The sequence below is a fragment of the Bradyrhizobium diazoefficiens genome (assembly GCF_016612535.1).
Lineage (GTDB): Bacteria > Pseudomonadota > Alphaproteobacteria > Rhizobiales > Xanthobacteraceae > Bradyrhizobium > Bradyrhizobium diazoefficiens_C.
On record NZ_JAENXS010000002.1, the window covers coordinates 2865245 to 2879545 of the forward strand.

Here is a 14301-nt window from a genome sequence, read left to right on the forward strand (position 1 = left end):
CCCGGGCTTGTCCCGGGCATCCACGTCTTTGCCTCCAGCGCAGAAGAACGTGGATGGCCGGGACGTAGGCGAGCGGAAGCGACGCCGTCCTTAGGACGCCTATGCCCGGCCATGACGGCGCGGAGACTGGGTCACCGCCCGGTAAACTTCGCCTTGCGCTTCTCGACGAAGGCTTTGCGGCCTTCGATCGCATCGGCGCTTGTGCGGATCGTGGCCTGAAGCTCGATCTCGCGGCGAAACTGCGCCTCGTAGCTCGTGTGCTCGCTCTCTTCGACCAGAGCACGGGTCGCAACCAGAGCGCGGGTCGGGCCGTCGGCCAGGCGGCGCGCCAGTGTCAACGCCGCTTCCATCAGCTGCTCATCGTCGACGACCTGCCGCACCAGGCCGATCTCCTGGGCGCGTTCGGCCGTGAGCGGTTCGTTCAGCAACATCAGCTCGAGTGCGCGCTGCCGGCCAATCAGCCGTGGCAACAGCCAGGTCGAGCCGAGATCGGGCACCAGGGCGATGCGGCTGAAGACTTGAATAAAATTTGCCGAACGCGCTGCGACAATCATGTCGCCGGCCATGGCGAGACTGAATCCGCCGCCCGCAGCGACGCCATTCACGGCGACGACAACGGGCACGCGGCATTCGCGCAGTGCCTTGAACGCCGGCCAGTAGAAACGCATCACGCCGGCCGCGAGATCCTCGCCGAGCGCCCCCGACGCCTTCAAATTCTGGCCCGAGCAGAAACCGCGTCCCGCACCGGTCAGGACCAGGGCGCGGACATCCTCGTCCGCCGTCATTTCGGCGACCCCTGAGGCGAGCGCGCCGAGCAGGTCAGGCGTCATTGCGTTCAGGCTTGCCGGTTCGTCGAGCGTCAGGATTCCGACCGCGCCATCCCGCGCCTGTTTCACACCTGCCATGTCGTTCCTCCCCGTGGATGTTCTCGTTGAAGCCAATGTGCCATTGTCCGCGCGCACGAAGCAACGATCAGCGAAGACACAGAACGACATCATGCCTCACCAGTTCAGCCTCAACCAAATCGTCCGCAAACCCGCCGTCACATCCAAGGGCGGCATTGTCGCCTCGCAATCGCGTCGGGCGGCCGAGGTCGGAGCGCAGGTGCTGGCGGCGGGCGGCGACTGCGTCGACGCGATCGTGGCGACCACTTTTGCGTTGAACGTTCTGGAGCCCTGGAACAGCGGCATCGGCGGTGGCGGCGCAATGGTGCTCTACCGCGCCAGGGAAAATCGTTACCAAGTGATCGACTATGGCATGAGCGCCCCACAAAGCGTTCGCGCCGCCGATTACCCCATCACCGGAGACCGCATCGCTTCCGACCTGTTTCCGTGGCCGCGGGTAAAGGACGATCGCAACGTTCACGGTCCGGCCGCGATCGCGGTGCCCGGTGTCGTCGCCGGCATGGAGGAGGCGCACCGTCGCCACGCCAGGATGCCGTGGAAAGACCTGGTCGAGCCGGCTGCGAAGATCGCCGGCGAAGGCCTGCTGGTGGATTGGTGGACCTCGCTGACGATCGCGGGCGCGGCGGTGGATCTTCGGCGCTATCCCGCGAGCGCAGCGGCATTTTTGAAGGACGGCCTGCCGCCGAGCTCGCCCTGGAGCATCACGGCCGAGACGCGGCTGCCGCAGGATGCGTTGAAAGCGACGCTGCTGCACCTCGCCGAAGCCGGGCCACGCGATTTCTATCAGGGCGATCTCGCCAAAAGCATCGCCTCCGATATCAAGGCCGATGGCGGCTCGCTGTCGGTCGAGGATCTCGCCGCCTTCCGCGCACATCTGCGGGAGCCGCTGGCGATCCCCTATCGCGGCGGCAAGGTGCTCGCGACCCCCGAGCTCACCGCCGGACCGACGCTGGCGCATGCGCTGCGCCTGTTGCAGCAGAATTTGAAGCCGGCCAGCTCGCCGGATGCGGTCGCCTATGCCGAATATGCGCTCGCCTTGCAGGAAGCCTATCGCGAGCGGCTCAAGGACATGGGCGACGCCGACGGCAAGCGTTCGCTCGGCGCAGAATATCTGGCGCCGGCCTGCACCACGCATTTCTCCGTCGTCGACCGCCACGGCAACATCGCCGCGGTGACGCAGACATTGCTGTCATCCTTCGGCTCGAAATATGTGACGCCGCACACCGGCATTCCCATGAACAACGGCATCATGTGGTTCGATCCGGTGCCGGGCACCACCAACTCGCTCGCTCCCGGCAAGCGCTGCCTCACCAACTACACGCCTGTTATCGCCGAGACCCAGGACGGCAAGCGCCTCGCGGTCGGCGCCTCCGGCGGCCGCCGCATCCTGCCGTCGGTGATGCAGCTTGTTTCGTTTGCGATGGATTTCGGCATGGACCTCGATGCCGCCATCCACCAGCCGCGCATCGACGCCAGCGAAGGCGCGCTCGTGCTCGGCGACACGCGCCTGCCGGCGGATACGCGCAAGGCGCTCGCCGCGCGCTTCGACTACAAGGAAGCGCCGGTGCAGACCCTGCCGATGAAGTTCGCCTGCCCGAGCGTTGTGATGCGCGACGGCGATACGAATTCCGGCGCGGTCGAGATCTTCCAGCCCTGGGCCGACGCAGTGGCGGAGAGCTGAGGCTAGATCCCCAGCCGATCCCGCACGCGCCCCGTCATCACCGCGGTCGTCACGCCGACCGGCCAGAACGCGTGCATCGGGATCGGCTTGATGCCGGTCACGGGCATGTCGATCTCGGCCTTGGCGCCGCCGATCAGACGGCGGGCGAGCTGGGCGCCCATCGCGGTCGAAAGCGCGACGCCGCGGCCATTGTAGCCGAGCGAGATCAGGATGTTGTCCGCCGGCTCATGCACGTGCGGATAATGATCCTTGGTGATGGCGAGCCGGCTGTTCCAGCCGTGGGTCCAGGCGACGCCATTGAGCTGCGGCCACAGCCGTTCGGCATAGCGCATGAGATACGCCACGTCCGACGGCGACTTGATCCAGCGCATCGGGCCGCGTCCGCCCATCAGCAGGCGGTTCTGCTGATCGATGCGGTAGTATACGGTGATGTGGCCACTCTCGTAGAGCACCGGGCGCGTCGGCATGATCGAGCGGGCGACGTCGTCGGAGAGCGGCGCAGTGGCGGCGATCGACGAAAACACCGGCACGATGGTGCGGCGAAGCGCCGGCCAGAGATCATCGGTGAAACCGTTGGTCGCGAGCAGGACCTTGTCGGCGTGCACGACCGCGCGCGGAGTCTCGATGCGCCAGCGGCTGCCGTCGCGGCGGAGCGATAGCGCGGGCGTCTCGCCATGGACTTTCGCGCCTGCCGAAATGGCCGCGCGTGCGAGGCCACGGGCGTAGCTGAGAGGATGGAGGTCGCCACCGCGGGTGTCCAGCATCGCACCGAGATAGCGGCCGGTGCCGGTCATCTCGCGCAGCTGTTCGCGGCTCAGATACGACACCGGCATGCCGCGGCGGATGCATTGCTGCGCCGTGCTCTCGATCGCCGTAGCGCTGGCCTCGTGATAAGCCGCGCGCAACGTGCCGTTCTGCCGCGCCTCGCACGGAATCTGGTAACGGCGGATCAGATCGTGCGTGAAGTTCGTGGTGCCGTAGGAGAAATCGATCATGCGGCGGCCCAGCTCAGCGCCGAAATCAGCCTCGATCTGATCGGGATCGTGCTTCAAACCGGGATTGGTGTGGCCCCCATTGTTGCCTGACGCGCCCCAGCCTGGCTCCTGCGCCTCTAGCACCAGCGCCTCGACGCCCTGCTCGGCGAGATGCAGCGCGGTCGACAGGCCGGTATAGCCGCCACCGACGATCGCGACGGAAACGGTCTTGTCGACGTCGAGCGGCGGTGTGGCAATCGGCGCAACGGCAGTGTCGGCATAAAGCGAGGGCGGCAGTGGCAGGCGCGCGTTCATGGAAAAGTCCGGTCAGAGCGGATGAAGCACGCGGCGCAAAAAGTCCTGTGTCCGTGCATGCTGCGGTTGGTTGAGGACCGACTTCGCCGGCCCCTGCTCGACGATGATTCCGCCATCGATGAACAGCACGCGATCGGCGACGTCGCGGGCAAAGCCCATCTCGTGGGTGACGACGACCATGGTCATGCCGTCGTCGGCGAGCTTGCGCATCACGCCGAGGACGTCGCCGACGAGTTCGGGATCGAGCGCCGAGGTCGGCTCGTCGAACAGGATCGCCTTGGGCTGCATGGCAAGCGCACGCGCGATGGCGACGCGCTGCTGCTGGCCGCCGGAAAGCTGCGGCGGATGCGCGTCGGCCTTCTCGGCGAGGCCGACCTGCGCAAGCAGTGCGCGGCCGCGCTCGAGCGCCACGGCTCGCGGCTCCTTCTTCACGAACAGCGGCCCTTCGACCACGTTCTCCAGCACTGTCCTGTGCGGGAACAGGTTGAAGCGCTGGAACACCATCGAGACCTGGGTCCGGACCTTCACGATCGACGGCGCGTCGCGGTCGACCTTCAGGCCTTCGATGCTGATCTCGCCACGATCGTAGCCTTCGAGCCCGTTGATACAGCGCAAGATCGTCGACTTGCCGGAGCCCGAAGGTCCGACAATGCAGACCACCTCACCCTTCTCGACTTTCGCCGTGATGCCCTTGAGCACCTCGTTCTGGCCAAAGCTCTTGTGGACGTCCTTGAGCACGATCATTTCTTGCCGGCCCGCTTCTCGAAGTGGCGGACCAGCAGGATCAGCGGAATGCTCATGGTGAGATACATCAGCGCCACCATCGTGAACACATTGGTGTTCTTGAACGTCGAGGACGCGATCAGCTTGCCCTGAAGCGCGAGTTCCGCGACCGTGATGGTCGAGGCTTGCGAGGAGTCCTTCAACATCATGATCATGACGTTGCCGTAGGGCGGCAGCACGATGCGGACGGCCTGCGGCAGCACCACGCGGCGCATGGTCAGCCACCAGCCCATGCCGATCGATTGCGCCGCCTCGATCTGGCCCTTGTCGATCGCCTCGATCCCGGCGCGGAAATTTTCTGCCTGATAGGCCGAGTAGGCGATGCCGAGCCCGAGGATCGCGGCCTGCAAGGCCGATAGCGTGACGCCGAGATCGGGCATCACGAAGTAGAGGTAGAACAACAGCACGATGATCGGGATGCCGCGGATCACGTTGATCAGGCTGGCGCTGAGCATCGACAGCACCGTGATGCCGGAGACCCGCATCATCGCCCAGATCAGGCCGAGCACCGTCGAGAGCAGCAGCGATCCGATGGTGACGACGATCGTCAGCACGACGCCGCTCATCAGGATCGGGAAGAACTCGGCGGCGTCGTGCCAGAAGCCTTTCATCGGCCAGCCTTCGATCAGCCTCTCACGATCAGCCTTGCGCCTTCTGGCCCCACTTTTCGAGAATCTTGTCGATGGTGCCGTTGGCCTTCAGCTTCGCAAGGGACGCATTGATCTTGCCGAGCAGCGCGGCTTCGCCCTTGCGCACGCCAATGCCGACCGAGCCGACGGTGACGGGCTTGTAGCTGTCGACGAGCCGCACATCGGGAAAGCCGCCCTGCTTCAGATTGTAGGCGAGGATCGGGTAGTCGGCGAAGCCGGCCTTGAGACGGCCGGTGTTCACGTCGCGCATGATGTCGGGAATGGTGTCGTAGGCCTTGACGTCGGCGAACAGACCGGACTTCTTCAACGCGTCGACAAAGGCGGTGCCGACCTGGGCGCCGACCGTCTCGCCCTTCAGCTCCTCCTGCGTGGCATAGGCCTTGGTGTCGGTCTTCGGCACGACGAGACCTTCGCCATAGGTGTAGATCAGGTCCGAGAAGTCGACGACTTCCTTGCGCGGCGCGGTGATGAACATCGCAGCGGCAATGATGTCGATCTTGCCGGAGGTCAGCGACGGGATCAGCGCCGAGAACGCCATCGGCTCGATCTGCACGTTGAGCCCGGCATCCTTGCCGATCTCGGTGACGAGATCGACCATGATGCCCTGGATCGTGTTGGTCTTGGTGTCGAGGAAGGTGAAGGGAATTCCCGTCGGCGTCGAGCCGACCTTGAGCACTTGCTGCGCCGACGCCGGCACCGCCGCTGCAATTGCGAATGCCGCGACCGCGGCCAGACCAAAACGCTTCATCGCATCCCCCTTTGGGTCCGGCCGATGCGGCGCTCGCAAATGTCGTCATCGCAGACATTGCGGGCCGAGCCGTTTCGGCCTATTTTCACCAATATGAAAATTTGGTCACACTTTCACGAACGATGCAAGCAGTTTTCATGCACATGAAGGAAGCGGTTTGACGTGAGCGGCGGCAAAAGAATGCGCAAACCGGCCGTGGCAAAGGCGGCCAGGAAGGTGAAAGCCAAAGCGGCCGAGCCTGCGATGGACGTCGCAGTCGGCCGCCGCATCCGCGATCTCCGGCGTATCAGGCAATTCTCGCTCGAAACGGTCGCTTCGCGCACGGATCTGTCGATCGGCTTTCTCAGCCAGATCGAGCGCGGCCTGTCGTCACCGTCATTGCGCGTGCTGGCCACGCTTGCCGACGTGCTCGGCGTCGGCATCGCCGCATTGTTCGGCGCGAGCCCGAGCGCCGATGGCACATCCGATCAAGTCGTCACGCGCGGGCCCCAGCGACCCGAGCTGAAGCTCTGGCGCACCGGCGTCTCCAAGCAATTGCTCAGCCCTGCGAGTGCCGACAACAAGCTCAATCTGTTTCTGGTGCATCTGGAGCCCGGCGGCTCAACCGGCGACGAGCTCTACACCCATGACGGCGAGGAAGCCGGCCTCGTGCTCGAAGGCGAGATGATGTTGACGGTGGACAGCGAGACATGGTCGCTGAGGACCGGCGACAGCTTTCGGTTTGCGAGCCGAAGGCCACATCGGTTTTCGAATCCGGCGCAGGATGCAAAGGCCGTGGTGCTGTGGGTGAATTGTGTGACGGGGACGGGGTAGCTTTCCGCCTCACGCCACGAGCACAACACCAACCCCGTCATTGCGAGCGAAGCGAAGCAATCCAGAGTCTCGCGGCGGACGCCGTCTGGATTGCTTCGTCGCTTAGCTCCTCGCAATGACGAGTGGATGGAGTCTTAGCCAAATCGATGATTATATCGATCCACCGTCAGCGCACCCACATCGACCTCCGGTTTCTTGCCCGACAGCATGTCCGCGAGCACGCGACCGGAGCCGCAGGACATGGTCCAGCCGAGCGTGCCGTGGCCGGTGTTGAGGTGGAGATTGGCATATTGCGTCGGGCCGATCACGGGCGGACCGTCCGGCGTCATCGGGCGCAGGCCGCTCCAGAACGCCGCCTTGGAGAGATCGCCGCCGCGCGGGAACAGATCGGTCAGCGAGTGATCAAGCGTGGCGCGACGCGCATCGTAGAGTTTGGTCGAAAAGCCGGATATCTCGGCGGTGCCGCCGACGCGGATGCGATCCCCTAAGCGCGTGATCGCGACCTTGTAGCTTTCGTCCATCACGGTCGATTCCGGCGCGCCGGAAGCATCCTTGATCGGCACCGTGATCGAATAGCCCTTCACCGGATAGACCGGCAGCGAGATGCCGAGCGGCGCGACCAACCGCGACGAATAGCTTCCGAGCGCAAGGACGTAAGCGTCCGCCTGCAACATCCCGGCGCTCGTCGCAACGCCGCTAACGCGCGTGCCGTTGGTGACGATGCGGTCGATGCCGGTGTCGAACATGAAGCGGACGCCGAGCGCCTCGGCATGCTTGGCCAGCGCCTGCGTGAACATGTGGCAGTCGCCGGTCTCGTCCTGCGGCAGCCGAAGTCCGCCGGCGAACTTCTCCTTCACGCCGGCAAGCGCCGGCTCGACCGCGATGCAGCCCTCGCGGTTCAGCACCTCGAAGGGCACGCCATACTGCTTGAGCACGGCGATGTCCTCAGCCGTCCCGTCGAGCTGGGCCTGGTAGCGGAACAGCTGCAGCGTGCCCTGCGAACGCTCGTCATATTGAATGCCGATGTCGCGGCGCAGATCGCGCAGGCAGTCGCGGCTGTACTCCGCGATCGGGATCATCCGGCTCTTGTTGACCGCATAGCGCGCGCTGGTGCAGTTGCGCAGCATCTTGAGCAGCCAGACCCACATCACCGGATCGAGCTTCGGCCGGATCACCAGCGGACCGTGCTTCATCAAGAGCCACTTGACCGCCTTCACCGGCACGCCGGGACCGGCCCATGGCGACGAATAGCCGGGCGACACTTCGCCGGCATTGGCAAAAGACGTCTCCAGCGCCGGTTCGGGTTGACGGTCGACGACCGTCACCTCATGGCCGGCACGTGCGAGGTAGTAGGCAGAGGTGACGCCGATGACACCGCTGCCGAGGATCAGAACTTTCACGCTTGGTCAAACTCCCGCGGCATCACGCTCGCCGCTGCAAGGAAACTACTCGCAACGGCGAGAGCAATTATCAGGCCACCCGCTTGATGGCGTCGCCGAGGATCGACACGATGTCGTCGATGTGGCTCTTCTCGACGATGAGAGGCGGCGACAACGCGAAGCTATCGCCGCTCATGCGGAAATACAGCCCGCGATTGAAGCAGTCCACCATGACGTCGTAGCCGCGCCCACCGACCGCGCCCTCGCGCGGCGACAGCTCGACCGCGCCCATCAGGCCGCAATTGCGGATATCGATGACATTGGGCAGGCCCTTCAGCGAATGCAGCGCATCGCGCCAGTACTCCGCGATCGAGGCGCCGCGCGTGAGCAGGCCTTCGTCCTTGTAGATGTCGAGCGTCGCGATGCCCGCCGCACAGGCGACCGGATGGGCCGAATAGGTGTAGCCGTGGAACAGCTCCATCATGTTTTCCGGGCCGACCATCATGGCGTCGTGCACCTTGCGATGGGCGAACACCGCGCCGCAGGGAACGGTGCCGTTGGTGATGCCCTTGGCCGTCGTCATCATATCAGGCGTGACGCCGAAGAAATCGGCGGCGAATGGCGTACCGAGGCGACCGAAGCCGGTAATGACCTCATCGAAAATCAGGAGGATGCCGTGCTTGTCGCAGATCTCGCGCAGGCGCTGCAGATAGCCCTTCGGCGGCGGCAGCACTGCGGTCGAGCCCGGCACCGGCTCGACGATGACGGCCGCAATCGTCTCGGCGCCGTGCAGGGCCACCAGGCGCTCGAGATCATCGGCGAGCTCCGCGCCATGCTCGGGCTGATCCTTGGCGAAGGCGTTGCGCGCGAGATCATGGGTATGGCGGATGTGGTCGACGCCCGGCAGAAGGGTCGCGAAGGCGCGGCGGTTGGCGACCATGCCGCCGACCGACGTGCCGCCGAAGCCGACGCCGTGATAGCCGCGTTCGCGGCCAATCAAGCGGGTGCGGCTCGCCTGGCCATTGGCGCGGTGATAGGCGAGCGCGATCTTCAGCGCGGTATCGACCGATTCAGAGCCGGAATTGGTGAAGAAGATGCGATCAAGGCCCTTCGGCGCGATCTCGGCGAGGCGCTCGGCGAAGTCGAACGCGAGCGGATGGCCCATCTGGAACGACGGCGCGAAGTCCAGCGTCATCAGCTGCCGCTCGACCGCGGCCGCGATCTGCTTGCGACCGTGGCCGGCGTTGACGCACCACAGGCCAGCCGAGCCGTCGATCACCTTGCGGCCGTCGACGGTGGTGTAATGCATGCCCTCGGCCGAGGAGAACAGGCGCGGCGCCTTCTTGAACTGACGATTGGCCGTGAACGGCATCCAGAACGAGTCGGTCTTGATAGTGTTCGGAATCTGATGAAGGGTCACGGGCCACGCTCCTTTGCTGACGACCTAGCAGAGCCACGGCTTCGAAAGCCCAACAAGTCCTTTTCTGCGCTTCCGCAACCCATTGATTTGACTAGGCCCGCTGGTCCATATTTGCGCAATCCGCAACACATGCAACAGGGACCAGCGGCATGAGCGTCGACATCGGTGGACGGCTGCGCTTCATCCGGGCCCACCACAAGCTGTCACAGCGGGAACTCGCCAAGCGCGCCGGCGTCACCAATTCGACGATCTCGCTGATCGAATCCAACCAGATGAACCCGTCGGTCGGCGCGCTCAAGCGCATCCTCGACGGCATCCCGATGGGGCTCGCCGAGTTCTTCGCGCTGGAGCCCGAGACACGGCGGAAGATCTTCTACCGCTCGGAAGAGCTGACCGAGGTCGGCAAGAAGCCGATCTCCTATCGTCAGATTGGCGACAATCTGTTCGGCCGCAGCCTGCAGATTTTGAAGGAGCGCTACGAGCCCGGCAGCGACACCGGGCGCGTGCATCTCGTCCATGACGGCGAAGAGGGCGGCATCGTGATCTCCGGAAAGCTCGAAGTCACCGTCGAGGACGAGCGCCGCATCCTCAATCCCGGCGACGCCTATTATTTCGAGAGCCGCCGCCCGCATCGCTTCCGTTGCGTCGGCGGCAAGCCGTGCGAAGTAATTTCTGCCTGCACGCCGCCGACGTTTTGAGGCGGGCGGAAGTCGCCCGCGGCCTCCCTCAGAGCTGCGTCAGCAGCTCCTCGATCCGGATCGGGAAACGACGCACCCGCACGCCGGTCGCGTGCCAGACGGCATTGGCGACCGCGCCGGCGCTCCCCGTAATGCCGATCTCGCCGACACCCTTGATGCCGAGCGCATTCACATGCGGATCGTGCTCCTCGACGGTGATCACGTCGAGCGGCGGCACGTCGGCATTTACCGGGACATGGTACTCGGCGAGATTGGCGTTCATGATTCTGCCGGTGCGGCGGTCGGTGATCGCTTCCTCATGCAGCGCGAACGACATGCCCCAGATCATGCCGCCGAACAGCTGGCTCTTCACCAGATGCGGGTTGACGATGCGCCCCGCAGCGAAGGCGCCGACCATGCGGGTGGCCCGGATCTGGCCGAGTTCGGGATCGACCTTCACCTCCGCGAACACCACGCCATGGGCGTGCATCGCGTATTCCTCCATCGCCGCGGGGTTCGGCGCGCCGGTGCCGCTCGCTTCGACCTCGGCGACGCCGGCGCGGGCGAGGATTTCGGCGTAGCTCTCGCTCCGGCTGTCGTCGTCGCGCCGGACCAACTTGCCATCGCGCGCAATGACACCGGCGTTGCCGGCGCCGAACAGCGGCGAGCGCTCGTCGTTAGTGGCGAGGTCGGCAAGCTTGGCGGTGACAGCCGCGCCGGCGTTGTGGATCGCCGCACCCGCGGTCGCGGTGTGCGCCGAGCCACCGGCGATACCGGCATCGGGCAGATCGGACGTACCGGCCTTGAATTCGACGCGGTCGATGTCGAGACCAAGTTCATCGGCCGCGATCTGCGCGAGCGCGGTCCAGGCGCCCTGCCCCATGTCATGCGCGCCGATCTCCATGGCGCCGGAGCCGTCGCGGCGGATCACCGCGCGCGCTTGCGCCTGGAACATCAGCGCGGGGAACGTCGCGGTACCCATGCCCCAGCCGACCAGGAGGCCGGCATCGTCGCGCATCTGCCGCGGCTGAAGCGAACGCTTCGACCAGCCGAAGCGCGCCGCACCCTGCTCGTAGCAGGCACGCAGTGCTTTCGAGGAAAACGGTTTGCCCGTGATCGGCTCGACCTCGGCATAGTTCTTCAGCCGGAACGCGAGCGGATCGATCCCGCAGGCCCACGCCATCTCGTCGATCGCACTTTCCAGCGCAATCGAGCCCGTCGCCTCGCCAGGCGCGCGCATGAACAGCGGCGTGCCGGTGTTGACGCGCACGGCATCGTGCGAGGTGCGGATGGCGGGCGCCGCATAGAGCGTGTGCGACGCGTCGGCGGCCGGCTCATAGAAATCGTCGAACGTGCTCGACACGGTTCTGGCGTGGTGATCGAGCGCGGTCAGGCGCCCCTCACCATCGGCGCCGATCCGCAAGCGCTGGCGCGTCGGCGCGCGGTGGCCAACCGGTCCATACATCTGCTCACGGCGCAGCACGAGCTTGACCGGCTTGCCAACCAGCTTTGCGGCCATCACGCCGAGCACGGGAGGACCAGCCATCAGCCCCTTGGAGCCAAAACCGCCGCCGAGGAACGGACTGCGAATATGGATCTTGTCCGGTGCGATCCCGAACAGCTCGGCGATGCGTCCCAGCGATAGCATCAAGCCCTGGGTCGGCATGTCGACCGACAGATTGTCGCCGTCCCAATGGGCGACGATCGCGTGCGGCTCCATGGCGTTGTGATATTGCGGCGGCGTCTCGTAGATCGCCTCGATCCGCTTGTCCGCGGCCGCGAGGCCCGCCTCGACATCTCCGCGATGATTTTCCGTGGGATTGCCGACACCGACGACCGGCGGCACGTAACTTTCGCCGGCATCGAGCCCGATGAGCGCAGGCAGCACCTCATAGCGCGGCGCCAGCAGCACCGCGCCTTCCGTCGCTGCCTCGAGCGTCTCGGCGATCACGACCGCGATCGGCTGGTTGGCGTAGCGGACCTCGTTGCTCTGCAACACCTCCATCCGGAATACGAAGGGATTGGTCTTGATTTCGGGATCAATCGCGAGTTGCGGCTTGTGGTCCGGCGTCATGACGTCGACGACGTCGGGATGACGCTTGGCCGCAGCGACATCGAGCGAGGTCACGCGGCCATGCGCGATGCTGGACACGGCCATCACCGCAAACAGCATGCCGGGCGGGTGATTGTCGGCGGCATAAGTCGCCTGCCCCTTGACCTTGAGCACGCCGTCGCGGCGGGTCAGCGGCTGGCCGATGCTCGAGCCGTGTCGGAGATGGGCGGGAGCGCTGGTAAGATTGAGCTCAGGCATGGATGGCTCCGGAGGTCGAGGCAAAGGGAGAGGCCGGCAGCGCCGGGATACGCGCGGGCGTACCGGCAGTGGCAAGGGTCAACGCGCGCACGACGATGCGGCGCGCCAGCTCGATCTTGTAGCCGTTGTCGCCGGACGGCGTGGCGTCGGCGAGCGCGCGCCAGGCGGCTTCCTGGAAGGCATCTGCCGTCGGTGCGACGTCCCTGAGCACATCCTCCGCGGCCCGGGCACGCCAGGGCTTTGCGGCGACGCCGCCGAGCGCGAGCCGCGCTTCCGCGATCTTGCCGTTCTCGATCCGCAGCGCCGCCGCGGCCGAGACGATCGCGAACGCATAAGACGTACGCTCGCGGACCTTGAGATAGCGCGCATGGGCGGCAAATCCGCGCGCAACAGGCGGCAGGCGCACCGCGACGATCAGATCACCGGGCTCGAGCCCGGATTCACGCTCGGGCGAATTGCCAGGCAGGCGATGCAATTCCTCGAGCGCAATTTCGCGGCGGCCGCCTTTGCCCTCGATCTCGACGATCGCGTCGAGCGCGGCCAGCGGCACGCAGAAGTCGGACGGATTGGTCGCGATGCAGCTCTCGCTCCAGCCGAGCACGGCATGCGTCCGGTTCTCGCCGTCGCGCGCATCGCAGCCGCTGCCAGCCTCACGCTTGTTGCAGCGGCTAGCGGTGTCGTAGAAATACGCACAGCGCGTCCGTTGCAGGAGATTGCCGCCCACCGTCGCAGCATTGCGCAATTGCGCCGATGCGCCGGAGAGAAGCGCCTCGGCGACGGCTGGATAGGCCTTCGCGAACTCTGAATCATGCGCAAGATCGGCGTTGCTCACGAGCGCGCCGATACGCGACGCGCCATCGGCGAGATGCTCGATCCGGTCGAGTCCGTCGAGATGCGAAACGTCGACCAGCCGATCCGGACGGCTGATATTGCCTTTCATCAGGTCGAGCAGATTGGTGCCGGCGGCGAGATAGGCCGCGCCCGGCTGGGCGGCGGCGGCAATGGCCTCGGCGACCGTGGCGGGCCTGACATAATCGAACCGTTTCATGCCGAGCGCCTCTGGTTGGATTCGTCGGCACCGGCCTGCGCCTCGAGCACGGCATCGACGATGCCGGCATAGGCGCCGCAGCGGCAGAGATTGCCGCTCATGCATTCGCGGATGCGTTCGGGATCGCTGCCGGCCTGGGCTTCCTGCATCATGCCGATCGCGCTCATGATCTGGCCGGGCGTGCAGAAGCCGCACTGAAATCCGTCATGGGCGATGAAGGCGGCCTGGACGGGATGAAGCTGGTCGCCGCGCGCGATACCCTCGATGGTGAGGATGTCGGCGCCGTCATGGCTGATGGCAAGCGCGAGGCAGGAATTGATGCGCTTGCCGTCGACGAGAATGGTGCAGGCGCCGCACTGGCCGCGGTCGCATCCCTTCTTGGTTCCGGTGAGATGGAGGCGCTCACGCAGGAGATCGAGCAGCGTGACGCGCGGATCGTCGAGGACGAAGTCGCGCCGCGCACCGTTCACGGTGAGGCTGATGGAGTGGTTCATATAAAGCTCCGATCAGATATGGACATAGCTCATCGCTCAGCGCGCCACCGCCGTGGCCGCCGTCGATTTCGCGCCGCCCGGACATGTTCCGGGCCGGCGCTCA

At 65.5% G+C, this 14301-nt stretch carries 13 protein-coding genes; 3 read left to right on the plus strand and 10 right to left on the minus strand.

Annotated features, from left to right (window positions below):
* Positions 1-131: 131 nt before the first annotated feature.
* Complete coding sequence (locus JJE66_RS30220; protein WP_200518187.1) at positions 132-905, minus strand: enoyl-CoA hydratase-related protein; 774 nt, start codon at positions 903-905, stop codon at positions 132-134.
* A gap of 91 nt (positions 906-996) precedes the next feature.
* On the opposite strand from JJE66_RS30220, the gene JJE66_RS30225 reads away from it, so the two are divergent.
* Positions 997-2586: a gamma-glutamyltransferase family protein gene (locus JJE66_RS30225; RefSeq protein ID WP_200518188.1), complete on the plus strand. Its 1590-nt coding sequence runs from the start codon at positions 997-999 to the stop codon at positions 2584-2586.
* Between the two features lie 2 nt (positions 2587-2588).
* Here JJE66_RS30225 and JJE66_RS30230 read toward each other — a convergent pair whose 3' ends face one another.
* Genes JJE66_RS30230 through JJE66_RS30245 form a run of 4 tightly spaced genes read right to left on the minus strand, consistent with a single transcriptional unit; the run spans position 2589 to position 6056 of the window.
* On the minus strand, positions 2589-3875 hold the full coding sequence (locus tag JJE66_RS30230; RefSeq protein ID WP_200518189.1) for an FAD-binding oxidoreductase: 1287 nt from the start codon (positions 3873-3875) through the stop codon (positions 2589-2591).
* Between the two features lie 12 nt (positions 3876-3887).
* Complete coding sequence (locus JJE66_RS30235; protein WP_200518191.1) at positions 3888-4619, minus strand: amino acid ABC transporter ATP-binding protein; 732 nt, start codon at positions 4617-4619, stop codon at positions 3888-3890.
* A complete protein-coding gene (locus JJE66_RS30240) occupies positions 4616-5269 on the minus strand; it encodes an amino acid ABC transporter permease (RefSeq protein WP_200518193.1) in 654 nt (217 codons plus the stop codon). The genes JJE66_RS30235 and JJE66_RS30240 overlap by 4 nt, the downstream gene beginning before the upstream one ends.
* Positions 5270-5297: 28 nt before the next feature.
* Positions 5298-6056 (minus strand): ABC transporter substrate-binding protein, encoded by a 759-nt coding sequence (locus JJE66_RS30245; protein ID WP_200518195.1) that lies wholly within the window; start codon positions 6054-6056, stop codon positions 5298-5300.
* A 180-nt stretch (positions 6057-6236) separates the two neighbouring features.
* Here JJE66_RS30245 and JJE66_RS30250 point away from each other — a divergent pair, with 180 nt between their 5' ends.
* On the plus strand, positions 6237-6869 hold the full coding sequence (locus JJE66_RS30250) for a helix-turn-helix domain-containing protein (protein WP_200518197.1): 633 nt from the start codon (positions 6237-6239) through the stop codon (positions 6867-6869).
* A 134-nt stretch (positions 6870-7003) separates the two neighbouring features.
* Here JJE66_RS30250 and JJE66_RS30255 read toward each other — a convergent pair whose 3' ends face one another.
* Positions 7004-8269: a D-amino acid dehydrogenase gene (locus JJE66_RS30255; RefSeq protein WP_200518198.1), complete on the minus strand. Its 1266-nt coding sequence runs from the start codon at positions 8267-8269 to the stop codon at positions 7004-7006.
* Positions 8270-8339: 70 nt separating this feature from the next.
* The gene (locus JJE66_RS30260; RefSeq protein WP_200518200.1) at positions 8340-9668 is read right to left on the minus strand and encodes an aspartate aminotransferase family protein; all 1329 of its coding nucleotides are present in this window, start codon (positions 9666-9668) and stop codon (positions 8340-8342) included.
* A 149-nt stretch (positions 9669-9817) separates the two neighbouring features.
* On the opposite strand from JJE66_RS30260, the gene JJE66_RS30265 reads away from it, so the two are divergent.
* A complete protein-coding gene (locus tag JJE66_RS30265; protein ID WP_200518201.1) occupies positions 9818-10366 on the plus strand; it encodes a cupin domain-containing protein in 549 nt (182 codons plus the stop codon).
* A 28-nt stretch (positions 10367-10394) separates the two neighbouring features.
* Here JJE66_RS30265 and JJE66_RS30270 read toward each other — a convergent pair whose 3' ends face one another.
* From JJE66_RS30270 to JJE66_RS30280, 3 genes are read right to left on the minus strand one after another with little or no spacing between them, the layout of a single operon-like run.
* Entirely contained in the window at positions 10395-12656 is a 2262-nt protein-coding gene (locus tag JJE66_RS30270; protein ID WP_200518202.1) for a xanthine dehydrogenase family protein molybdopterin-binding subunit, read from the minus strand.
* Positions 12649-13704 (minus strand): xanthine dehydrogenase family protein subunit M, encoded by a 1056-nt coding sequence (locus tag JJE66_RS30275; RefSeq protein WP_200518203.1) that lies wholly within the window; start codon positions 13702-13704, stop codon positions 12649-12651. Before JJE66_RS30275 ends, JJE66_RS30270 begins: the two co-directional genes overlap by 8 nt.
* Complete coding sequence (locus JJE66_RS30280) at positions 13701-14198, minus strand: (2Fe-2S)-binding protein (protein ID WP_200518204.1); 498 nt, start codon at positions 14196-14198, stop codon at positions 13701-13703. The genes JJE66_RS30275 and JJE66_RS30280 overlap by 4 nt, the downstream gene beginning before the upstream one ends.
* Positions 14199-14301: the final 103 nt, after the last annotated feature.